Raw genomic sequence first — 21,058 nt, forward strand, 5'->3', positions numbered from 1 at the left:
CCGGCCCGGCGGGACACTCCTCCGAGGACCGGCCCGGCAGAGGTTCTTCGAGAACCGGCCCGGCGGGCTCCGCCGGGAACCGGCCCCGCGCTCCGCCCGGATACCGTTCGGCCATGTACTTCTCCGTGCTCGGCCCGCTCACCGTCCACTCGGCGGCAGGCGAACCGGTCCGTGTCCCCGAGGCCAAGATCCGGCTGCTGCTGGCGGCCCTGCTGGTCCGCGCGGGACGGACCGTGTCGTCCGACCGGCTGGTGGACGACGTGTGGGGAGCGCGGACGCCCCGCCATCCGGCCGGCGCGCTCCAGACGAAGGTCTCGCGTCTGCGCCGGGCCCTGGAACTGGGCGAGCCGGGGGCCGGGAAGCTGGTGGAGTCGCGCGCCCCGGGCTATCTGCTGCGGACGGACCCGGCGGACGTCGACTCCGGCCGGTTCGCGGACACGACGGCCGCCGCGTACGCGACCGAGGACCCGCGCACCAGGGCGGAGCTGCTGACGAAGGCCCTGGCCCTGTGGCAGGGAGAGCCCTTCGCCGGACTGGGCGAGGCCGCGTTCCTGCGGCCGGCGGCCGAAAGCCTCCAGGAGCAGCGGCTCGCCGCGCTGGAGGCCCTGGCCGAGGCCCGTCTGGAGCTGGGCGAGCACCATGTGCTCGCGGGCGAGCTGGGCGGGCCGGTGGCCCGGCACCCGCTGCGGGAGCGCCTGCGCGCGGTCCACATCCGGGCGCTGTACCGGGCCGGCCGGCAGTCCGAGGCGCTGGCCGCCTGGGCCGACCTGCGGAAGCTGCTGGCCGATGAGCTGGGCGCGGACCCGAGCCCGGAACTGGCGGCACTGCACCGCGCGATCCTCGAACACGACGAGGAGCTGGCGGCGGCCCCTGTCGCGCGGCGGGGCGCCGCCGCCCCGCCGGTCCCGCCCACCGATCTGACCGGCCGGGCCGAGGCGGTGTCCGCGGTGGGCGAACTGCTCGCCGTCCACCGGCTGGTGACCCTGACCGGCCCCGGCGGAGTCGGCAAGACCCGGCTCGCGGAAGCGGTGTCGGGCCGGACGGCCGGCATCTGCCCCGACGGGGTCCGCGTGGTCGCCCTCGCGGGACCCGCGGCGGTGGCGGAGCAGCTGAGCGCGGCTCTCGGCATACGGGAGGAGGGCACGGCCGGTCTGGAGGACGCCCTGCGCTCCCGGCGGATCCTGCTGCTGCTCGACAACTGCGAACATGTCATCGACTCGGCGGCCGAGGTCGTACGCCGGATCCTGGCCGCCGCTCCCGGAGTACGGGTCCTGGCCACCAGCAGAGAGCCGATCGGGCTGGCCGGAGAGGCCGTGTGGACGGTGCCGCCGCTGTCCCAGGCCGACGCCGAGCGCCTCTTCGCCCGGCGCGCCTCGGCCGCCGTGCCCGGATTCGCGGTCACCGAGGAGAACGCGGAGGCCGTCGCCGAGATCTGCCGCCGCCTCGACCGCCTCCCTCTCGCGCTGGAACTGGCCGCGACCCGGGTCCGGGCGCTGGGCGTCCGGGAGCTGTCCGCCCGGCTCGACGACAGATTCCGCCTGCTGGCCGGCGGCCGGCGCGGCGGACCCGCGCGCCACCGCACCCTGCGGGCGGTGATCGACTGGAGCTGGGAACTGCTGGCCGACGACGAGCGGACGGTGCTGCGCCGTCTGTCGGTCTTCGCCGACGGCTGCACGCTCGACGCCGCCGAGACGGTGTGCGGCGGGCGGCCGGACGTGCTGGATCCACTGATCCGGCTGGTCGACCGCTCCCTGGTCACGGTGGCCGACGGCCCCCGGTACCGGCTGCCCGAGTCGGTGGCCGCGTACGCGCGGGAACGGCTGGCGGAGGCGGGCGAGTCCGAGGATCTCGGACAGCGGCACCACACGTACTTCGCCGATCTGGCCGAACGGGCGGCGGACCGCCTCCACGGTCCCGAACAGCGCCGAGGGCTCGTGTGCCTGGACCGGGAGAGCGCCGATCTGCGAGCGGCCCTGGACTGGGCCGTGCGGCGCGGGGACGCGGACGGCGCGGCGCGGGTGTCGCTCGCCTCGACCTGGTACTGGTTTCTGCGCGGCCGCCTCGGCGAGGCCCGCAGGTCCCTCGGCGACACCCTGCGGATCACCGGCGACGACCGGCCCGGACCGCGCGCCCGACTCGCTCTGTGGCACCGGGGATTCGCCCTGCTGGCCGGGGAGACCGGGAAGCGGCCGGAGTCCGGGTACGAGGACGGCGACGGCGACCGGGCCGGTGACGGGCGCGCGGTCTGGTTCCTCGGCCACGCGCTGCTCAGGGCGGGGGAGGACCTGGCCCGCAGCGAGACCCTGGTGGACCGGGCCCTCGCCGGTCTCCGCGCCGGCGGCGACCGCTGGGGGACCGCTGCGGCGCTGAGCACCCGGGCCGCCCAGGCGCTGCTGCGGGGGGACCTCGCCGGGACGCGCGCCAGCGCGGACTCGGCCCACGCGCTCTTCGAGGAGGAGGGCGACGCCTGGGGGCTGCTCCAGACCTCCTATCCGCTGGCGGCGCTGGCCGCGATCACCGGTGACCACGCCCGGGCCGCGGCCCTGCACGAGCGCGGCTTCCGGCTGGCCGAAGAGCTGGAACTGCCGGCGGACGCCGCCGACCGGCTCACGGGCCTCGGCCGGGTCGCCCTGCTGGACGGAGACTTCCCGAGGGCCGAGGAACTGCACCGCCGGGCCGTCGCGCTCGCCGCCGAGCACGGCTACGCGGCCGGAGAGATCCACGCCGAGATCGGCCTCGCCCTCGGGGCCCGGCGCGCAGGCGATCCCGAACGGGCCGAGGCGCTGCTGCACAAGACCCTGACCTGGCACCAGGAGGTCGAGTTCGGGCCCGGACCCGCGCTCCTCCTGGCCGAACTCGGCTTCCTCGCCGAGCAGCGCGGAGACGCCCCCGCCGCCCTCTCCTTCCACCGGCGGGGCCTGGCGATCGCCCGCGGCGGCGGCGACCCGAGGGCGGTCGCCCTCGCACAGGAGGGCCTCGCGGGCGCGCACGCCCTCGCGGGGCGACCCGTACGAGCCGCCCGGCTCCTGGGCGCGGCGGCCCGAGCCCGTACGCGCGCGGGCGCTCCCCTGCCGCCGGCCGAGCGCGGCGACGTGGACCGTGTCACCGCCCGCGTCCTCGCGGCACTGGGCCGCGAGGCGTTCACGGAGGCCGCGCGCTGACCGGCGGGGGGCCGCGGCTCCTTGCGTCCGGTCGGCGGACGACCCTCGCCCGCCCGGGTCCATGGAATCATCGGAGCCGCCGAGCACGGATCTCTACGGGACGGAGGCGGGAGCGCATGGCCGCGGGATGGGTGGGGGACGACACGCTCTTCGCGGGCACGGCCGCCTACTACGGGCGCGGAAGACTCCCGTACGCCCCCGGGCTGGTGGACGCGCTCGCCGAGGCGCTCGCGCCCGACGGACGCGGACGCCTCCTCGACGTGGGATGCGGCCCCGGCACCCTCGCCCTGCCGCTGGCGCGTCTGTTCCGGGAGACCGTCGGCGTGGACCCGGACGCCGGGATGATCGCCGAGGCCCGGCGCGCGGCCGAGGCGGCGGGAGTCGCCGGACGGACCCGGTGGTTCCGGGGCCGGGCCGAGGAACTTCCCGCGGGCCTCGGCTCCTTCACGGCGGCGGCCTTCGGCCAGTCCTTCCACTGGATGGACCGCGAGACGGTGGCGAGGACGGTGAAGGGCATGCTGCGCCCCGGCGGCGCGCTGATCCATGTCTCGGACCTGAAGACGGAGACCCGGACCGTCGAGGCCACGCCCCACCCGGCGGTCCCGTACGCCGCGATCGACGAGCTGGTCCGGCGGTATCTGGGGCCGGTACGGCGGGCCGGCCGGGGCGTGCTGCCGGACGGCACGCCCCGGCGGCGAGGCCTCGGTACTGGCCGGGGCGGGCTTCTCGGGTCCGGAGCGCCTCGTCGTGCCCGGCGGGCAGATCCTGGAGCGCACGTCCGACACCGTGGTCGCCTCGGTGTTCTCGATGTCGTTCTCCGCTCCGCATCTGTTCGGAACGCGCCGGGGCGACTTCGAGTCCGATCTCCGCCGGCTGCTGCGGAACGCCTCCGCCTCGGACGTCTTCGCCGAACGCGGACCGAGTACGGAGGTCTTCGTCTGGCGGAACGGTCCCGCCGAGCGCTGACCGCCCCGGGGGAGCCGCGGCGCGGGAGCGGCCCGGCTCTCCCCCGGCGCCGGCGCGAGGTCACCGCTCGCGATGGACGGCCGGGGCGACGGCTACCCCTTGTCGGCCTCGGTGATCTGTCGCGCGACGGCCGCCGCCTGCGAGGTGGCGTCGGCGGGGGAGTCGAGGCTGACCGCGACGGCCAGCGGCCGGCCGGCCGGGGTGCGGGTGAACGACAGGGCCCAGGCGACCGACGCCGAGGGCACCCACGCGCCGACCGGGGCGTCGAGCGCGGACCGCAGCTGATCGGCCGTGTGCTGGGAGACGGCCCGCCGGGGCGGCACGGGCGTCTCGGGGTCGGCGACCAGGTGCGGGCGGACGCGATGGCCGCCGTTGGCGAGCACGGCCATGACCATGGCCATCTGCACCGGGGTGGCCTTCACCTCGAAGAGCCCGTTGGCCAGGAGAGCGAGCTGAGCCGGATTCTCCGCCTCGCGCGGCCAGACGCTCTCCAGGGCGGGCACCGGCGTCCTCATCGAGTCCTGCCCGAAGCCGAACGCCTCGGCCGTCGACGCCAGCGCGCCGGCCCCGAGATCGGACGCGACACGGGCGAACACATTGGCGCACGAGTGCCGCAGGGCCTCCCGCAGGCTGGCATCGGCGCAGTGGGCCGGATCGCCGGAGAACTCGGTCGCGCTGCCCGGGACGGTGTGGTCCGCGGGGCTGCGGGTCGGCGTGTCGACGGACGCGAGCAGTCCCTTCTCCAGCGCGGCGGCCGCGACGAGGACATGGGCGGCCGTACCCGGGTTGTCGGCGCTGCGCAGCGCCCGGTTCCTCAGCGGGCCGTCGGTCCCCCCTTCCTGGAGCCGGTCCCACGCCTTCACGTCGGCCGTCGAGTTCCCGCTGAACGCGGCCGGGTCGAACGACGGGGCGCTCACCAGGCCGAGGATGTCGCCGGTCTTCGCGTCGAGCGCGACCGCGGCTCCTTCGCGGCCGCGCAGCCCGTCGAACGCGGCCCGCTGTATCGCGGGGTCGATGGTCGTCGCCACGTCCTTCCCCGCCTCGATGTCCTCCCGCACGACGGCGTCGAGCCCCGTCGCGCCGAACGCCGTCGACCGGTAGCCCGTGACCGACGCGTACAGCTCTCCGTCGGTGTAGGTGCGCTCGAACGGGGCCTTGGGAATTCCCGTGGGCTGCCAGCCCGTGATCGGACGTCCCGCCACGAGGAGGTCCCCGGGGCTCCCGTCGGGCTTGGGGGCGGGCGGCCCCGTATCCGCCGACGCCCCCGTCTTCCCCGTGGGCTTCGGTCGCGCGTCATCCGTGTCGCGGGTCTCCGCGGCGCATCCCGCCGACACGCACACGGCGAACACCGTGAGGAGCGTGGTGAGTACGAGGGCCGGGCGGCGAAGCGGCAGGGGCATGTGATCATCCTATGCCCGCCCTCGGGCCCCGGCGCGGAGTCGGCCGAGGGCGTCCGCTGCCACGCGCCGGGCCGGTGGGCCGCCCCAGGAGCCCCGAGTGCAGCGGGAGTTAGGGGAATCACGTGATCCCGGCGATCCTCGGGCCGGCCCGGCGACCCGTCCGGGGATCCCGCGGCGGCCGACGGGAGGCCGCTGCCGGTCCCGGCGCGGGTCCGGCCGCCCGGAGCGGTGCCCTGACGTGCGGTCAGCCGGCCCTCGGGCACTCCGCGTCGTGGGGAAGGGCTCCGGTCCGCCGCGCGTCGGTCGTCTCCCCGGCCGAGACGGTCGGAGGCGTGGTCGGGTGCGTCGTCGCGGTCGCGGTCGCGGTCGGAGTCGGAGGCAGAGGCGTGGCCGTGGCCGTGGCCGTGGGCGCGGGCGCGCTCGGGCGCGCGGGCGGAAGCGACGCCGGGGGACGCATGCGCGACGCGGCGATCAGGGCGAGGACGACGACCCCGGTCATGACCAGGAAGACATCGGAGTAGGCGGCGCCGTCCTGACCGGAGTGGAAGGGGTTGACGGCATCGCCGCCGCTCTGCTGCCTCGCGGAGAGCAGGACGCCGAACGCCGCGGGGCCGGCGCCTGCCCCGAGGAACTGGGCCCCCTGGAGGACCCCGAGGCCGACGCCGACCTGTTCGGCGGGCAGTTCGCCGGCCGAGGCGCCGATGATGGTGGTCATCACGAGGACGAAGCCGACGCTGAGCCCGAGGACCCCGATGCCGGCGGGGATCACCGAGGACCCGCCGGTGAGGGTCGAGAGGAGCAGCGAGAACACCCCGATGAGGGCGAGCCCGGTGACCACCGTCGGCCGGGTGCCGAAGCGGTCGGCGAGACGGCCGATCAGCGGGGAGAGCAGGGCGACGGCGACTCCGGCCGGGATCATGACCAGCGCGCCCTCTCCCGGAGTGAGGCCGTTGACCTCGACGACCAGCAGCGGGACGAACACCAGACCGCCGAGGTTGGCGATCATGACCAGGAACGCGATGACGAGACTGGACCGGTAGACGCGGTTGGCGAACAGCGCCGGAGGGACGAACGGCTGCTCGACCCGGGCGGTGCGCCGGCCGAAGAACCCGAGCGCCGAGACCGCGACGAGCAGGCTGCCCCAGGACAGCGGGGCGGAGAAGCCGGAGACCTGGGCCTGGGTCATGCCGAACAGGACCAGCCCGGCCCCGAGGCCGAGGAGAAGGCCGCCGGGAAGGTCGAGCCGTCCCCTGCCCGCCGGAGTCTCGTGCGGGAGCACGCGCAGGGCCGCGGGCAGGAGCAGCAGCGAGACCGCGAACATGATCCAGAACAGCGCCGGCCAGCCGAGCGCCTGGCCGACTCCGCCGCCCATCGCCGGTCCGGCGGCCGCGCCGACGCCCGCGCCCGCGGAGACGAAGCCGATCCCGACGCCGCGCCTGTGGGCCGGGAGCAGCCGGGTGACGGCGATGACCGAGAGCACGGGGATCGCGGCCGCGCCGATCCCCGTCACGATCCGCCCGGCGACCAGCACGAGCAGGCTCGGAGAGACGGCGGACACCAGGTTCCCCGCGGCATAGGCCAGCAGGGCGAAGGCGAAGAGACGCCGCAGGCCCACCCGGTCGGAGACCCGTCCGTAGAGGGGAATGCCGACCGAGAACACCAGCAGGAACCCGGTGACGACCCAGGCGAGTTCCGCCTCGGTGGCCCCGAACTCCGCCCCGATCGCCGGGAGCATCAGCACGACCATGTCGCTGGCGGCGACCGTGACGAGGATCGCCGACATCAGCACGGCCAATAAGGCCCGTTCCGGAGCGGTGCGTTCGGTCGTGGTCGGAGTGGAAGTCATACGGCACGTCCTCCGGGTGACAGTCTGCCACCGTAGTAGTTACAGTTTGGGCGTGAAAAAGGCGGAGGCCCGTGCCTCCGCCGTCGAAAGCTCAGCGACCCCGCCGCGCGACCTCGCGCTCAACGGTCAGCACCCGCTGGACCAGATGGGCGATCGTCGTCCGGCCGAGCCGCTCCTCCATGGCCCGCTCGGCGGCCTGGAACTCCACCTCCAGCAGGGCCTGGATATTCCGCCCGACCTCACACGCGGAGCTGGGCGGATGGGGGTGCCGCGAGAGGACCGGCCCCGCCTCGACGGCGGCGTAGGCGTCGTGGAGCGTGATCTCGCGCGCGGCTCGGGCGAGCGACCAGCCGCCGTTGCGCCCCTCGGCGGACCGGACCAGGCCGGCGTCCCGCAGGCTGCCGAGGATCCGCCGCACCAGGACCGGATTGCTCGCCAGACTCTCCGCGATCTCCGCGGAGGTCAGCCAGCGGCCGCCCCGGTGCGCCAGCATCGTGAGCGCGTGAATGGCCACCGCGCTTCTGCTGCTGACGCTCACCCTGCCCCCCTTCTCCGGCCGGCGCTCCGCCGACGAACTGCAACTACGTTAGTGACAGTTGGATTCGGGTGTCAACGCGATTCCGTGCGCGGTCGCCCGCGGCGGTCGGGCGGTACGCGTTGTCGCGGAGGCGACGCGGCCGTGACGGCGGCCGTGGCGCGGACCGGGACGGGGGTGCGGGTCGGGCCGGGGGGCGGGTCGGAGGCGCGGGCGGCTCGGCACCCGCGCGCCGGGAGCGCCCCTGCCTCGGCTCTTGGCCCGACCCGGGCTGCCCCGACCCGGCCCGGGCGACCGTCCCTCAGCCCGCAGCCCCGTTCTTGATGAGCGGCATGTCCCGCGTCAGCAAACGGAATCCGACGCCGTAGTACAGCCCGCGCGCCTCCGGATGCCCCGGCGCGCCCAGGCAGGCGACCGTCGCGTGGACGGCCCCGGCCGCCCGCGCCCGGCGCATCCCGTGCAGAAGCATCGCCCTTCCCAGCCCCAGACGCCGATAGTCCGGATGCGTGCCGACCGGCTCGAACTCGACCGTCCTGTTCGCTTCGTCGAGCCACATGATGGTGGAGGAGGCCATCGTCCCGTCCGGCGCCTCCACCAGGATGTGCAGATCGCCGCGGTACGGCGCCGTCCGCCGGACGCCCTGATAGCTCTCGGCCGTGTACGCCGAGGGGCCCCAGGCGTCCAGATGGGCCCGGACCGCGGCCTCCGGCCCGGTCTCGTCGGCGGTGCGGAACCGGAATCCGTCCGGCAGGACCGGCTCCGCCACATCGACGAGATCCCGCTCGTTGAACTGGGTCCACGATCCGGAGTCCCCGAGCGAGTCCGGATCGGTCTCGTAGCCGTGCGCCGCCCAACGCTCCAGGGCGAACCCGTCGGCGGCGCTCGGCAGCACCGTGCGCTCGGTCCCCGCCGCCGTCCCGTCGTACCAGTCGATCACCTCGTCGACCAGCCCGGCGTGGTCGGGATGCACCTGATACGCGAGATACGCGCCGGTCACGTCCTTCACGGACCCGTCGCTCCGCCTCACCCGGTGCGGAAGGTGGGCCCAGCCCCACGCCGCCAACTCCCCGCCGGAGAACCACAGCCGACGGGGCCGGTGCGTACCGTCCTCGGCCCGCCGCCTGCCCCAGTTCCAGGCCAGTTCGCCATAGGTCGCGTCGCTGTTCACCAGATCCGGGCGGACGGCGGTGATCCGCTGCGCCAGATCCTGCATGAGCCGAAGGTCCGCGGCACTCACAAGCTCGAACGTCGTCATGGTGCGCCACTGTTTCAGGACTCCGCCCGGCTCTCGAACCGTTTTCGCGGGCCCCCGCCGTACCCGCGCCCGACGCCTGCGGCGACAGCGCCGCGACGGTCCTGGCGACCGGCGGCCAGGGCGTGCTCCAGCGCGAGGGCGACCGCTACCTCTGGACCACCACGTACAACAGCACCACCAGACCCGTCCCGGCCCTCGACGGCGCACCCCAGGACGCCATCGCGCGCACCCACGACGAGTACGACCGCGTCATCCACATGAAGCCGCGCGAGGACGGCGGCACGGACGTCGTACGGGTCGGCGTCGAGGACCCCGGCTGCACCAGCACCGTCGCCGTGCCCGCGGCGACGGAACGGGAACTCCTGCGATATAGTGATCATGTGCTCGCGGCCGTGACTCACGGCGGTGGGACCGGCGTTGGTGGTCCAAGGAAAGACACCCCACTTCCCGTGGGGGGATGCAGGTGCAAGGCCTGCCCAGCGCTCTACCGGGTCCCGGTCTCCTCATGGAGGCCGGGACCTTTTCGCTGCGGCCTCGGGCGGCGTCCCCGCCGCACCGGTCGCCGTCACGGCCCGCTGTCCGGCGCGCCCCGGCCGCCCGGTCACGCCCACTGGTCGAACGCCAGCTTCGCGACCAGCGAGAAGACCACCACCAGCAGCACGCCCCGGACGAACCCGCTGCCCTTCCGCAGCGCCATCCGCGCGCCGACCATCGCCCCGGCCAGATTGAACACCGCCAGCACCGCCGCGAGCTGCCAGAACACCGTGCCCTGGAACGCGAAGACGGCGAGCGCGCCGGCATTGGTGCAGACGTTCACGATCTTCGCGGTCGCCGAGGCCGTCACCAGATTCAGATGGAGGACGGCGGTCAGCGCCAGCACCAGGAAGGTCCCGGTCCCGGGTCCGAACAGGCCGTCGTAGAAGCCGATGCCGCCGCCGACGAGGACGATCGCCGTGACCGTACGGGCCCGGGTGACCGGCTGCCCCTCCCCGGCGCCGGCGGTCGCGCCGAAGCGGGGGCGCAGCAGGACGAAGGCGGCCACCCCCAGCAGCACCACCATGATCACGGGCCGGAGCACCTCGCTGCTGATCCCCGCAGCGAGGGACGCCCCGCCCATCGATCCCGCGAGCGCGGCGAGGCCGATCCGCACCGCCGTCCGCACCTTCACCGGTGTGTTGCGCACATAGGTGACGGCGGCCCCGGAGGTGCCGACGATGGCGACCGCCTTGTTGGTGCCGAGGATGTACGCGGCCGGGGCCTGGGGCGGTCCGAGCAGCAGGGCGGGGAGCAGCAGCAGCCCGCCGCCGCCCACCACCGCGTCGATCCAGCCGGCCGCCGCGGCGGCCAGGGCGAGAAGAAGCAGCGTGGTCAGCGATATGTCGGGCACGGTCGACGACCTTAGGGAGAAGATCGCCGCGGCGTCCATTCGGCGGGGCGGGCGCCGCTTCGCGGGGGCGCGGCGGCCCTCGGCGGTCCGTTGGACGGAATACTCTGGGCGGATGAGTGAGCGGGCGATGCAGGAACTGGCACTGCTGGTGCTGACAGCCCTGGCGGACGCGCCCCGGCACGGGTACGCGGTCGCTCAGGAGATCAAGGGAATCACGGACGGCCGGGTGGCTCCGCGCACCGGCGCGCTCTACGGGGCGCTGGACCGGCTGGTCGCGGAGGGGCTGATCACCGTCGTACAGGAAGAGGTGGTCGACGGCCGGGCGCGGCGCGTCTTCGCGCTCGCGCCCGAGGGCCGCGAGCGGTTGGCGGTCGAGACGGAGCGGCTGGCGGCGGCCGTCCGTGAGGCGAGGCGGCGGCTGGGGATCGACGGCGCGCCGGTGACGGCGTGATCGACCGGCTGCTGCTGCTCTATCCGCCCGGCTACCGGGCCGCGTACGGTCCGGAGATCGCCGACACCTACCGGGAGATGACGGCCGGCGCGGCGCGCCGGGACCGGCTGCGGGAGGGCGCCGATCTCGCCGGACACGCCCTGCGGGTCCGCTTCGGCCTGGGGTCGGCCGACCCGCTGGGCCGACTCGTCGCCTCGGCCGCTCCGTTCGCCCTGGCCGCCGCGGGAGTGAGCGCCGGCATCCGGCTCGCCCGCTGGTACGCCGGGATCGCCGCCTCGCCGACACCGTGGGGGACGGCGCTGCGCGTCATGGACGGGGCCGAGGTGCTCGGCCTGGTGTTTCTCCTGCTGGTGTCTGTCGGCGCGGTCGTCGGGCTGACGGGGCGGTGGACGGCGGGGCGGGCCGCCGTGGTGTGCGGACTGGCGGGAACGGCGGTGCTCGCGCTCACCGAGACCCATCCGAACGAGTACCAGTACCAGATCGTCGTCCCCGCGGCCGCCGTGCTCACCATCGCGGTGATACTGGCCTCCCCGCCGGATCTGCGCCCCGGACCGAGCGCGTCGGCGGTGGCCGGGGCGATGGCGGGGGCCGCCTGGCTGCCCGCCGTCGTCGTGGAGGCGGGAGCCGTCGGCTGGATGAGCACGGACTACGGCGGCTGGCCCTTGCTCGTTCTCGCCGTCACGGGGATCGCCCTCGCCCTGCGGGCGCGCTCCTCCGGACTGCGGGAGTCGGGTGCGATGGCGGTGGCCTCGCCGCCGTTCCTCGCCGACGCCTGTCTCCTCAACTGGTACGACCCGAAGCCCTTCGCCGTCCTGCTCCTGGTGCTGCCGGCCGCCGCGCTGCTCAGCGCGGCCGCCGCGAGGGCGCGCCGCCCGCGCTGATCCGGTCTCCGCGCACTCCGAGCCGCTCTCCCCCGGGAGAGCGGCTCTTCCTTGTGGCGAGCCTCCGCTCGTGGCGAGCACCCCGCTCACGGCGCACGCCCGCTCGCCGCGCACGCCCGGAAATCGCGCGTCCTGGACACTGTCACTCCAACGGAATATTCTCTTCAACGTTCCATCTGGCCGGTGTGTCCCGGGCTGCCCCGAACACGCCGTCCGGCCTGCCGTCCGACGGATCCGAGGCCCGCGCGCCCATCGGCTCACCCGAGCGAAAGGGCGTCCCCCGAAGTGCCGTTCACCCTCTCCCACGCGGCCGCGGTCATACCGCTGCTGCGCCGCCCCTTCGTACCCGTCGCGCTGGTCATGGGAGCCATGGCCCCGGACGTCCCGTACTTCCTCCAGACCCTGCGCGTCACGGTGACCGCCGGCGCCTGGTACGAGCCCTTCCTCAACGCCACCACCTCGCACTCGCCCACCGGGGCCCTGACCGTCGCGCTCCCGTTCACCCTCCTCCTCGTCGCCCTGTACCGGATGCTGCGGGGACCGGTCGGCGCGCTGCTCCCCCCTCACCTCGCGATCCCGGCTCCCGCGCCGCCGCGCGGCACGGCGGAACGGGCCCGCCGCGCGGGGTGGCTGGCCCTGTCGGCGCTCATCGGCATCGCCACCCATCTGCTCTGGGACTCCTTCACCCACATCGACGGGTACGCGGTCGAACGGATCGCCCTCCTGCGGGAGGCCGGGCCGGGCGGGCTCTCGGCGGCCCGGCTGCTCCAGCACCTGAGCACGGCGGCCGGTCTGGCGGTCCTCGGCGTCCATCTCTGGCGTCGCCGCGACCGGCTCCGCCCGCCGCCCCCCGCCCCGGCCTCTCCCGCCCCCGCCGCCCGGTGGAGCGTAGCGGCGGTCCTCCTCCTGGCCGCCCTGCTCGGCGCGGTCGTCCACACCGGCGGCGTCGACTCCTACCGCCGGGTGACCGTCACCGACACCAGCCGCCCCGTCATCCACGAAGTCGACGGCGAGGTCACCGAGATCACGTACCCCACCCGGACCGAGAACGCCCCCTGGACCACGGTCGCCGAAGGCGTCCTGTCCGACGCGGCCAAAGGCGCGGGCGCGTCCCTCGCCGCCGCCCTGCTCCTCCACGCGGCCGGCTGGCACCTCCACCGCACGCTGCGCGCGCCACGGCGAGCGCGTACCGCGGCCTGACCCGGCGTACGGACCGGCCCGGCCGAAGAGCGCTCGTACCGGTTCGTACCCGTGAGACGGCGGACGCCGGTTCACCCGATGTCGGCCGTTGTCGTCCGCGCGCAGGTGCCCGCCCTCCGGCACTTCTTCGCCAGAAAGGGAGGGCGTCCCGGCGGCGCGGGTGCGGACCCGCCGTCCCGCTGTCCCGCGGAAGGAACAGGGGTCCGGAACTCAGCGGCCGAGCCCCCGCCATGACCACCGTCGCCAAGCCCACCGGCGCGCCGCCGACGGCGGAAGAGCGTCGCTCACGGCTCCTGCGGGGACGGGGGCGAATCCCCAGCCGGGCGCTCCGCCGAAGAGCAGACGCCGGAGGTCGTCCAGATGCTCCTGCTGGGCGGCGAGCCGGGTGTTCAGCGCGCGCACCTCGGCCTCGGCCAGATGCCGTTGGAGCCGGGCGTCGGCCAGTTCCTGCCCCAACTGGTCGATGCTCGGAGAAGGGCTGCCCGGCCCCGCCACGGTCATGGCGGTGACCGGGCCGTCCGGATCGGCCGGCGAGTCCGGCTCCCTCGCCTCCCTCTCGGCGCGGGGCCGTTCAGCGGCCGGGGCCGATGTCTGCACGGGCAGACCCGCGGCCGACAGGTCCTCCGCCGGGATCAGCCACCCCCGTGCCGGATCCTGTCGGGCGCCGGGGAAGCCGCCGTTCTCCCGGCGGCGGCGGATCGTGGACAGGGAGACCGCGCACACGGCGGCGGCCTCCTTCTGAGACAGCAAAGATCGTTCCATAACAAGACATACTGCCCCGGTGTGGTCGAAGCCCGGCTCCCACACGGCCGCGAACCATTCGAATGCCTCGCCACAGCCGCCCGCGCGGACCCGGGCGCACGCTGGGGCAAGGCGCCGCCCGGCTCGGCACGGGCCGTCCGCGCCGCCGCGCCGACCGGCCGGGTCCGGCTCCAGCCCCGCGTCCGGCGTCCTGGGCAGGCCACCGCCGGCCCGCCGAAGCCGAGGGACGCCCGTTCGGGGGAGCACCGCCTACGGAGCGGACCTCGGGGGAAGCGCCACCAACAGCCCGATCGCGGCCAGCGCCACCAGCGGGCCCGCCGCGTGAAAGGGCGCGGCGAGGGCCACCGACCCGGCGATCCAGCCGCCCGCCAAGGCTCCGGCCATGCCGCTGCCGTACAGCGCGATACGGTGCACGGCGGTGACGCGGCCCAGCAGCTCCGGGGGAGTCTCCCGCTGCCGGGCGGAGAGCGCGACCACGTTCCACAGCGCGAAGCCGGCGCTGCTGACCGCGAGCAGCGCGCCGGCCGCGAAGGGGCTGTCGGTCAGGGCGATCAGCACGGCGGGCAGGCCGGTGGAGAGCGCGGCCGCGGCGAGCAGGGGCCGCACCCCGAACCGGGCGGCCAGCCTCTCCGAACCGAGCGCGCCCAGTGTGCCGCCCACCGCTCCGGCCGCCAGCAGCGCGCCGAAGGCGGCCATCGGAACGCCGAGTGCGCTGTCGCTGTAGAGGACGAGGACCGACCACCAGGCGGCGTCGGCGAAGCAGATCACCGCTCCGGCCGCGCTGATCACCCGCTGGCGGGGATGGTTCAGCAGCCACCGCGCGCCCCGGAGGATCTCCGTGCGCAGCCGTGCCGTCCCGGCCTGCTCCGCGCACCGGGCCGGGGGCGCGGTGCGGGGCAGGGCGAGCACCAGCAGCACCGCGGCGACCAGGACCGCGGCGTCCACGGCCACCGGCACGGTGAACGCGATGCCGAAGAGCGCCGCGCCCAGCAGCGGGCCGATGAACTCATTGCCGACGATCTCGGTGCCGAACAGCCGCCCGTTGGCACGCTCCAACTGCCGCTCGGACACCAGCCGGGGCAGCATGCTCTGTGCCGAGGTGTCCCGGAAGGTCTCGGCGGCCCCCAGCACGAAAGCGATGCCCGCCAGGATGGGGATGGTCGCGGTGTCCAGGGCGAGCGTGGTGAGCAGCACGGCCAGTGCGATCACCCGTATCGCGTCCGCGACCACCAGGACCCGGCCGGGGGAGCGGCGGTCGGCCAGCAGCCCCGCGCCGAGCCCGAAGACCAGCCAGGCGCCCTGCTGGCACGCGGCGACCAGGGCGACCCCGAACGGACTGCCGGTGAGGGCCGCCGCGATCAGGGGGAACGCGCCCGCCCGGATGCCGTCGGCGAGGTTGGCGGCGGTCGCCGAGGCCCAGAATCGCCAGAACGGCGCTCCCAGCGGTTCGGCTGCGGTGGTCATGACCACCGTCCCCGCTTCGGCCGACGGCCGGTGTCCGTTCTCCCGTGTCGGACTGTCAGCTCCACTTGGCCCTCCCGTTGACCATGGCTTGCCCGAGTCGGCGTCCAGTCGACCACAGGGCGAGGGCTCCCGTCAGCCGTCCGAGAGCCCCGATCCACGCCGTGCGCTCCCCGACGATCCGGCTCCGGGGCCGCGCCGCCCCGACCGCCTTCGGCCGGCGGGCGCGAGGCGCCGGGCGGAAGGGCCGCGAGGCGGACGGATCCCGCCACGGAACCGACAGCGGACCCCGCGTGCGGATCCACGCCCCCGGCGAGGCCGTCCACTCCGCCCTTGCGCGCCGGCGGGAGACCGTCTTCGTCCGGTACGGCGAGTCGTCGGCGTCGCGGCCCTCCACCGGGAGGCGTCCTCGCGGCTGTGGAGCCGGCCGCCGAACACCGCCTCGCGGCCCGGGTACGCGACCCCGGGCCGAACGGTCCGAACCGGCCGCTGTTCACCGGCGGGCGGAGAGGAGTCCCGCCGCCGTCCGCCCGGGGCGACCCGGGGAGAAAGCGGGGCGGCAGGCCCCGGGCGGACCGGGCCGGGGGGACGCCCGAGGGGATTCCCGCCTATGCTCCGGACATGCCCAGCAACACATCACCGGGACTGATACCCGCCTCCGGCGGCGCGAAGGCCCGCTTCGACGGCCGGCGGCTCTCCGTGGAGCGCGACCGCACGGTCTGGCACATCCCTGTGGAGGCGATCCGCTCCGCGGAGCTGGGGGAGGGCAGCGCGGTGAGCGTCGAGCTGAGCGGGGACGCGTCCGGCGCGTCGCGCCACGGGCTGGGCGTGTCCTTCTCCGCGCCCGCCGCCAACGTGATCGCCGCCAAGGTGCTCCGCGACCGGCTGAACGCGGCGCTGGCCGCCGTCTCCCCCGCCGCGGACGGCCACTCCCTGGTGGTCAGGGAGACCCTGCCCAGGTTCCGCCACCGCTTCCTCACGGCCGAGTTCCGCCGGCAGCAGATCGCGGCCGGCGCGCTCCTGGTCTGGCTCGTCGTCATCGTGGCGATCGCCGGGCCCGGGACCCTCGCCTTCGTCTCCTGGCTGACGCCGCTGGGCGGTTTCGTGGTCGGGATCGCCGTGGCCCGCCGTATCCGGCCGATGCGGACCCTGCGCCGCCGGGGCGTCACGGTGCCGGGCCGGGTCGTCGGCTCGGTCTCGGCCGGTTCGAAGAGCAGCGCCCAGCACTATCCGCTGCTGACCTTCGCCGCCGACGACGGCACGACCCACGAGAAGGTCAGATCCGTGGTGTCCGTCTGGGCGGTGCCCCTGAACGGGCCCGTGGACGTCACCTACGATCCGGAGGACCCGGCTCTGGCCACCCGGCCGAAGACCTTCAGCCACTCGTTCAACACCGTGGTGATGGTGGCCATGGGCGGGCTGCTCGCCGGCCTGGGCCTGTTCATCCTCGTTCTCCTGGCGACGGGCTGAGCCCGTACCGCTCAGCCGAGGGAAGCCCCGCCGGGCCGAACCGGCGTCCGGCCGTCGCCGCCGGGTCTCTCCGAGAGAGTCGGGCGTGAGCGTCCGCGGCCCCGCACGGGCTCCCCGTACTCCGCTCGTTCTCGTACGACACGGCTGTGGCCGCCGTCCCGCTTCGTGCGGGCGGCGGCCACAGCCGTCTCGTACACCCGGCGCGAACCGCCGGGGCCGGGTCACGCGGCCTTGGCCAGGGCGGACCTGTCCGTGCGGGCCGGGGGCCGGACGGGTGTCGCGGGCCCGCCTGCGGTCTGCCCGTCGTGGCGCGGCCACAGGAGGAGGGCGCCGGCGGCGCCCGTGCCGGCGAGGGCCGCGAGGACGGACCAGGTGAGAGTGAAGCCGGCGTTCGTGCCGAGCCATCCCGCGACGGGGTAGGTGATCAGCCAGGCCAGGTGCGACAGGGAGAACTGGGCCGCGAAGACCCCGGGGACCGCGTTCGGTTCGACGGAGGCGCGCAGGACCTTGCCGGTCGGCGTGATGACCAGCGCCATGCCGGCGCCGATCACGGTCCAGACGATCGCCGTGCCGGTCCACCCGGTCAGCCCGGTCGCGACGAGGGCCGCCGCGGCGACCGTGCCGCCGACGAGGACTCCGGCGCCGGTCACCATGACCGTGCGGGCGGCGATCCGGTCGAGCACGCGGGGCAGCACGAGGGCGGCGAGGAGGGTTCCGCCGCCGGAGGCGGCGAGCATCCACGCGACGTCCGACTGCGAGCCGCCGAGACGGTCGCGGACGTGGTTGACGGTGTTGACCACGACGATGGATCCCGCCGCCGCGACCACGAGGTTGAGCGCCATGACCCCGCGCAGCCGCGGTGTCCGGAGGAAGGTCCTGATCCCCGCCGCCGCCTTGTCCCAGGCCCGGGTGTGGCCGCTCGGGCGGGCGTCGGGAATGCGGGTGGACAGGACGAGCAGCGCGGAGACGAGGAATCCGGCGGAGGTGCCCAGGAACAGCCGGTCGAAGCTCATGACCGCCAGGGCGGCCGCCGCCAGCACGGGGCTGAGCAGGCTCTCCATCGTGGAGGCGACCTGGGAGGCGGACAGGGCGCGCGTGTAGTCGGACTCGTCGGTGACGATGTCGGGGATGACGGCCTGGAACGTCGGGGTGAACGCCGCGGACGCGGCTTGGAGCAGACCGATCAGTACGTAGATGTGCCAGATCTCGGTGACGAGCGGCAGCGCCAGGACCACCCCGGCGCGCACCGCGTCGAGGAGGAACAGGAAGGTTCTTCGGGGGAGGCGGTCGACGTACGCGGCGACGAGCGGGGCTATGACCACGTACATGACCATCTTGACGGTGAGCGCGGTGCCGAGGACGGTGCCGGCGCTCGGCCCGGCGAGGTCGTAGGCGAGCAGCCCGAGGGCCACGGTCGTCAGTCCGGTGCCGAAGAGGGCGATGATCTGGGCGCTGAAGAGGCGGCGGTAGTCGCGGATGGCGAACAGGCTCATGACGTGTTCCTTCTGAGTCCGTCGGGCGGGGCGCGGCATCGGGCCCGGGGCCGGGTCCCCCGGCGGGGGACCGGGCGGCGCCTACACATCGGAGCGGCTCTCCGGTGTGAGGCCGGCGAGCAGGTTGAAGGCGCCGGTGAGGATGTTGAGCGCGACGACGCCGACGACGTCGGCTATCGCACGGTCGCTGTAGCCGTGCTCGCGCAGCGCGGCGACCTGCTCGTCGGTGATCGACGTCGGCTCGCGGTAGATCTGGAGGGCGAGGGCGATGATCGCCGCGATCGCGGGATCGGCCGAGGTGCCCGCGCGGGCTCGCTCGATCTCGTCCTCGTCCACGCCCAGCTTGCGGGCGGCGCCGACATGGGCGTCGAGGCAGAGCCCGCAGCCCTGGGGGACCTGGACGGCGATCGAGATCCGTTCGCTGATCCTCCGGTCGAGTTTGGCTCGTCCCATGGCCCGGCTGAGCTGGAGATACCCGCTCAGAACGGCGGGGGAGTGCGCCATCGTGGAGACCATGTCGCCGATCTGGCCGTGGCGTGAGACCAGCTCGGCGAGGAGGTCCCGGGAGGCGCCGACCGCGGTGTCGGGCGTGAGTCGGGTCAGGCGGGGCATGACGGTCCTTCCGGAGCGGAGGCTGTACGGGGGACGGCGGGGCGCTCGACTCGTCGGGCGCCCCTCGGCCGCGCCGGGTGTCGCGGCGGCCGTCCGGCGGCGTTCGTACGGTCAGTGGTGTGCGTGGTGGCCCGTGTGCTGCTCGGGCGCCGCCTGGGCGGTGCGTACCGTGAACTCGGCCGTCCGGACGATGTCGTCGTGCCGGAAGTCCAGGTAGAGGCGGTAGGTCCCGCCCGACGGCGCGGCGGCCATGAAGGTGATCCCGGGTCCAGGCCGGGTGGTGCCGTCACCGGGCTCGCCCTCCGGGTGCACGTGGAGATAGCCCAGGTCGCCGACGCGCAGCGCCACCAGGTGCCCGTACGCGCCCAGGTAGGGCTGGAGGTCGGTGACGGGCCGCCCGTTCCGGCTGACGGTGAGGGTGAGGTCGCTCGCCTCGCCGGGCGCGAGTTCGCCGTTGAGGGTGACGGTGTACTCGCCGATGCGGGCGGTGCGGGTGTCCTCGGAGAGCGGGCGGGGCTCGTACCGCCCCGCGACCGAGCCGTCGATCCCCAGCGTCATGCTCCCGTCGTGGCCGACGGGGTGGATGTCGGCGAAGAATCTCCAGTCTCCCGGCTCCAGCGTCAGTCCGACGCTCCAGGTGCCCTTCCCGTCCATCACCGGGTGCACGTGCTGGAACCCGCTCGTGTCGCGCCGGACGGCGATGAGGTGCAGTTTCTTCTCGTGCTCGGGAGTGAACTCGGTGACCGGCCGGCCGTCGGGGCCGGTCACCCGGAAGGTCACCGTCTGCTCCCCGGCGGGAAGGATCGTCGAGTCGAATTCGAGGGTGTACCCGCTCTCGGAGACCGACAGTCCGCCGGGACGGGCGTCGCCGTGGCCGCTGTGGCCGGTCATGTCGTGGCCGGAATCGCTGTTCATCATGTCTCCACCTGTGGATCGGGTCGGCTTGCGTTGTCCGTATCTGAGGAACAGCATACCCCCCGGGGGTATTCCCGCAAGGGGAAGTCTCGACGGGCGGCGTGTCGTCGGGGGGATCCGTACCCGCGGCGCGGGGCCGAAGGCGGCGCTCTTCGGGTGGTGGGAAGCGCCGCCCGGCGATCTCGTGGTCCTCGGTGCGGGCCGCGCGGGGCGGCGGCCGGGCGCAGGGTGTGCGGGCGTACAGGGGTGCCGAAGGGTCCGGCCGGTCGGGCGATCCAGACCGGCGGGCCGTGCCGGAGACGGGCGGCCGCCCGGAAGAAGGCGGCCGGCTCCTGGTACGCGACCGCTGCGTCGTCCAGCCGCTCGCCGGGTTCCGAGCCCGCGTGGGGATGGATCCCCGCCTCCGCCGGCTCGGCCGGGGTGGTCCCGTCCGCGAGCCCCTCCGGCGTGTCGCCGGAGCGGTGCGCCCGGACCCGGCGGATTCGTGGTCCGGGAGCCGGAGGTCCGGTGCCACGGCGGCACGCCCGCCCCCGCGAGGCGGTCGGCGACCGCTCCGGTCGCCGGACCCGCGCGCGCCGCCACGCCCTGTGCGCGACCGAACAAGCTATCGATCGGAATGCGTGGACAGCCGATAACAAGCCGACATCACTGACCGGTACATCCCGAAACGACTCACCGCCCGGTCGCCTTTTCCAGGTGGTGACCGCATGTGCGGCAGTGGCATCGGGGCTGAAAAGAGTCCCGTCCATCACGGGCTTTCGTGTTCGAACGCGTGATCAGTCAAGGTCGGCGAAGGGCTACGCGGTGAAACGGGGGAAGCGCGACGAAACGGGGGAAGCATGGAACGGTACGGACCGCGGGCGAGCCCCGGCTTGCGCGGGGTGAACCGCGCGACCCGCTGGGCGGGCACGTCGCTGTGCTGCGCACACGCGGCCGCCATGGCCGCCACCGCCGCCGAGGTCCTGCTCGAACCGACGCCGAGCTGGTGGTCCTGGGCCCGGACGGCCTCCTGGGCCCTGACCGGCGCGCTCCTCATCGCCTGGGCCCTGCTGCGCGCCGCGCAGAAGCGCCGCCTCCGCGGGCTTGCCCGGAGCGAGGACGACGACGACTTCGGCGATGAGTTTCCGGAGGAGCCCACGCGCTACGACCAGGCCGCTTAGCCCGGCCCGGCGGCGGTTCAAGGGCCCTCCTCCCGTCATGGAACGGGGGTGGGCCCGGACCGTTCTCGGTCCGGGCCCACCCGTTCAGGGGCTCCCTGCCCCC

The 21,058-nt window shown here is 74.8% G+C and carries 16 protein-coding genes and 1 pseudogene; 7 read left to right on the top strand and 10 right to left on the bottom strand.

Features of this window, described 5'->3' with window-relative positions; genetic code table 11:
* The first annotated feature begins 113 nt into the window (after positions 1-113).
* Together ACF089_RS31430 and ACF089_RS31435 are read left to right on the top strand one after the other, a co-directional pair.
* Entirely contained in the window at positions 114-3,161 is a 3,048-nt protein-coding gene (locus ACF089_RS31430) for a BTAD domain-containing putative transcriptional regulator (RefSeq protein ID WP_392034055.1), read from the top strand.
* Positions 3,162-3,277: 116 nt separating this feature from the next.
* Positions 3,278-4,127 (top strand): annotated as a pseudogene (locus ACF089_RS31435) (class I SAM-dependent methyltransferase).
* Positions 4,128-4,219: 92 nt separating this feature from the next.
* Here ACF089_RS31435 and ACF089_RS31440 read toward each other — a convergent pair.
* From ACF089_RS31440 to ACF089_RS31460, 5 genes are all read right to left on the bottom strand, one after another.
* Entirely contained in the window at positions 4,220-5,527 is a 1,308-nt protein-coding gene (locus ACF089_RS31440; protein ID WP_392034058.1) for a penicillin-binding transpeptidase domain-containing protein, read from the bottom strand.
* Positions 5,528-5,771: 244 nt separating this feature from the next.
* On the bottom strand, positions 5,772-7,373 hold the full coding sequence (locus ACF089_RS31445; protein ID WP_392034061.1) for an MFS transporter: 1,602 nt from the start codon (positions 7,371-7,373) through the stop codon (positions 5,772-5,774).
* Positions 7,374-7,464: 91 nt separating this feature from the next.
* Positions 7,465-7,911 (bottom strand): Rrf2 family transcriptional regulator, encoded by a 447-nt coding sequence (locus tag ACF089_RS31450; RefSeq protein ID WP_392034063.1) that lies wholly within the window; start codon positions 7,909-7,911, stop codon positions 7,465-7,467.
* 298 nt (positions 7,912-8,209) lie between these two features.
* The gene (locus tag ACF089_RS31455; protein ID WP_392034066.1) at positions 8,210-9,121 is read right to left on the bottom strand and encodes a GNAT family N-acetyltransferase; all 912 of its coding nucleotides are present in this window, start codon (positions 9,119-9,121) and stop codon (positions 8,210-8,212) included.
* 643 nt (positions 9,122-9,764) lie between these two features.
* On the bottom strand, positions 9,765-10,550 hold the full coding sequence (locus tag ACF089_RS31460) for a sulfite exporter TauE/SafE family protein (RefSeq protein WP_392034069.1): 786 nt from the start codon (positions 10,548-10,550) through the stop codon (positions 9,765-9,767).
* 112 nt (positions 10,551-10,662) lie between these two features.
* Here ACF089_RS31460 and ACF089_RS31465 point away from each other — a divergent pair, with 112 nt between their 5' ends.
* The 3 genes from ACF089_RS31465 (at position 10,663) to ACF089_RS31475 (ending at position 13,082) form a co-directional block, all read left to right on the top strand.
* The gene (locus ACF089_RS31465) at positions 10,663-11,001 is read left to right on the top strand and encodes a PadR family transcriptional regulator (RefSeq protein ID WP_392034072.1); all 339 of its coding nucleotides are present in this window, start codon (positions 10,663-10,665) and stop codon (positions 10,999-11,001) included.
* A complete protein-coding gene (locus ACF089_RS31470; RefSeq protein ID WP_392034075.1) occupies positions 10,998-11,882 on the top strand; it encodes a hypothetical protein in 885 nt (294 codons plus the stop codon). Before ACF089_RS31465 ends, ACF089_RS31470 begins: the two co-directional genes overlap by 4 nt.
* Positions 11,883-12,167: 285 nt before the next feature.
* Positions 12,168-13,082, top strand: coding sequence for a DUF4184 family protein (locus ACF089_RS31475; RefSeq protein ID WP_392034078.1), 915 nt, complete (start codon positions 12,168-12,170; stop codon positions 13,080-13,082).
* A gap of 210 nt (positions 13,083-13,292) precedes the next feature.
* Here ACF089_RS31475 and ACF089_RS31480 read toward each other — a convergent pair whose 3' ends face one another.
* Entirely contained in the window at positions 13,293-13,832 is a 540-nt protein-coding gene (locus ACF089_RS31480) for a helix-turn-helix domain-containing protein (RefSeq protein ID WP_392034081.1), read from the bottom strand.
* A 261-nt stretch (positions 13,833-14,093) separates the two neighbouring features.
* Positions 14,094-15,308 (bottom strand): MFS transporter, encoded by a 1,215-nt coding sequence (locus tag ACF089_RS31485; RefSeq protein WP_392034084.1) that lies wholly within the window; start codon positions 15,306-15,308, stop codon positions 14,094-14,096.
* A 618-nt stretch (positions 15,309-15,926) separates the two neighbouring features.
* On the opposite strand from ACF089_RS31485, the gene ACF089_RS31490 reads away from it, so the two are divergent.
* Complete coding sequence (locus tag ACF089_RS31490) at positions 15,927-16,775, top strand: DUF3592 domain-containing protein (RefSeq protein WP_392034086.1); 849 nt, start codon at positions 15,927-15,929, stop codon at positions 16,773-16,775.
* A gap of 221 nt (positions 16,776-16,996) precedes the next feature.
* On the opposite strand, the gene ACF089_RS31495 is transcribed toward ACF089_RS31490, so the two are convergent.
* The 3 genes from ACF089_RS31495 to ACF089_RS31505 all read right to left on the bottom strand — a co-directional run bounded on the left by ACF089_RS31495 (position 16,997) and on the right by ACF089_RS31505 (position 19,795).
* Positions 16,997-18,268 (bottom strand): MFS transporter, encoded by a 1,272-nt coding sequence (locus ACF089_RS31495; protein WP_392034089.1) that lies wholly within the window; start codon positions 18,266-18,268, stop codon positions 16,997-16,999.
* Between the two features lie 81 nt (positions 18,269-18,349).
* Entirely contained in the window at positions 18,350-18,880 is a 531-nt protein-coding gene (locus tag ACF089_RS31500; protein ID WP_392034092.1) for a carboxymuconolactone decarboxylase family protein, read from the bottom strand.
* 111 nt (positions 18,881-18,991) lie between these two features.
* Positions 18,992-19,795 carry a hypothetical protein gene (locus ACF089_RS31505; RefSeq protein ID WP_392034296.1) on the bottom strand — a complete coding sequence of 268 codons (804 nt, stop codon included), beginning with the start codon at positions 19,793-19,795 and terminating at the stop codon, positions 18,992-18,994.
* An 881-nt stretch (positions 19,796-20,676) separates the two neighbouring features.
* Between ACF089_RS31505 and ACF089_RS31510 the strand changes: the two genes are divergently transcribed.
* The gene (locus ACF089_RS31510; protein WP_392034095.1) at positions 20,677-20,955 is read left to right on the top strand and encodes a hypothetical protein; all 279 of its coding nucleotides are present in this window, start codon (positions 20,677-20,679) and stop codon (positions 20,953-20,955) included.
* Positions 20,956-21,058 lie beyond the last annotated feature (103 nt).

The organism is Streptomyces sp. NPDC014894 (assembly GCF_043080985.1).
Classification (GTDB): domain Bacteria; phylum Actinomycetota; class Actinomycetes; order Streptomycetales; family Streptomycetaceae; genus Streptomyces.

Excerpts from the sequence above, each read along its gene's own strand:
- ACF089_RS31430 (WP_392034055.1), top strand. The coding sequence starts at position 114 with ATGTACTTCTCCGTGCTCGGCCCGCTCACCGTCCACTCGGCGGCAGGC.
- ACF089_RS31440 (WP_392034058.1), bottom strand. The coding sequence starts at position 5,527 with ATGCCCCTGCCGCTTCGCCGCCCGGCCCTCGTACTCACCACGCTCCTC.
- ACF089_RS31485 (WP_392034084.1), bottom strand. The coding sequence starts at position 15,308 with ATGACCACCGCAGCCGAACCGCTGGGAGCGCCGTTCTGGCGATTCTGG.
- ACF089_RS31455 (WP_392034066.1), bottom strand. The coding sequence starts at position 9,121 with ATGCAGGATCTGGCGCAGCGGATCACCGCCGTCCGCCCGGATCTGGTG.
- ACF089_RS31445 (WP_392034061.1), bottom strand. The coding sequence starts at position 7,373 with ATGACTTCCACTCCGACCACGACCGAACGCACCGCTCCGGAACGGGCC.
- ACF089_RS31465 (WP_392034072.1), top strand. The coding sequence starts at position 10,663 with ATGAGTGAGCGGGCGATGCAGGAACTGGCACTGCTGGTGCTGACAGCC.
- ACF089_RS31505 (WP_392034296.1), bottom strand. The coding sequence starts at position 19,795 with ATGAACAGCGATTCCGGCCACGACATGACCGGCCACAGCGGCCACGGC.
- ACF089_RS31495 (WP_392034089.1), bottom strand. The coding sequence starts at position 18,268 with ATGAGCCTGTTCGCCATCCGCGACTACCGCCGCCTCTTCAGCGCCCAG.
- ACF089_RS31490 (WP_392034086.1), top strand. The coding sequence starts at position 15,927 with ATGCCCAGCAACACATCACCGGGACTGATACCCGCCTCCGGCGGCGCG.
- ACF089_RS31500 (WP_392034092.1), bottom strand. The coding sequence starts at position 18,880 with ATGCCCCGCCTGACCCGACTCACGCCCGACACCGCGGTCGGCGCCTCC.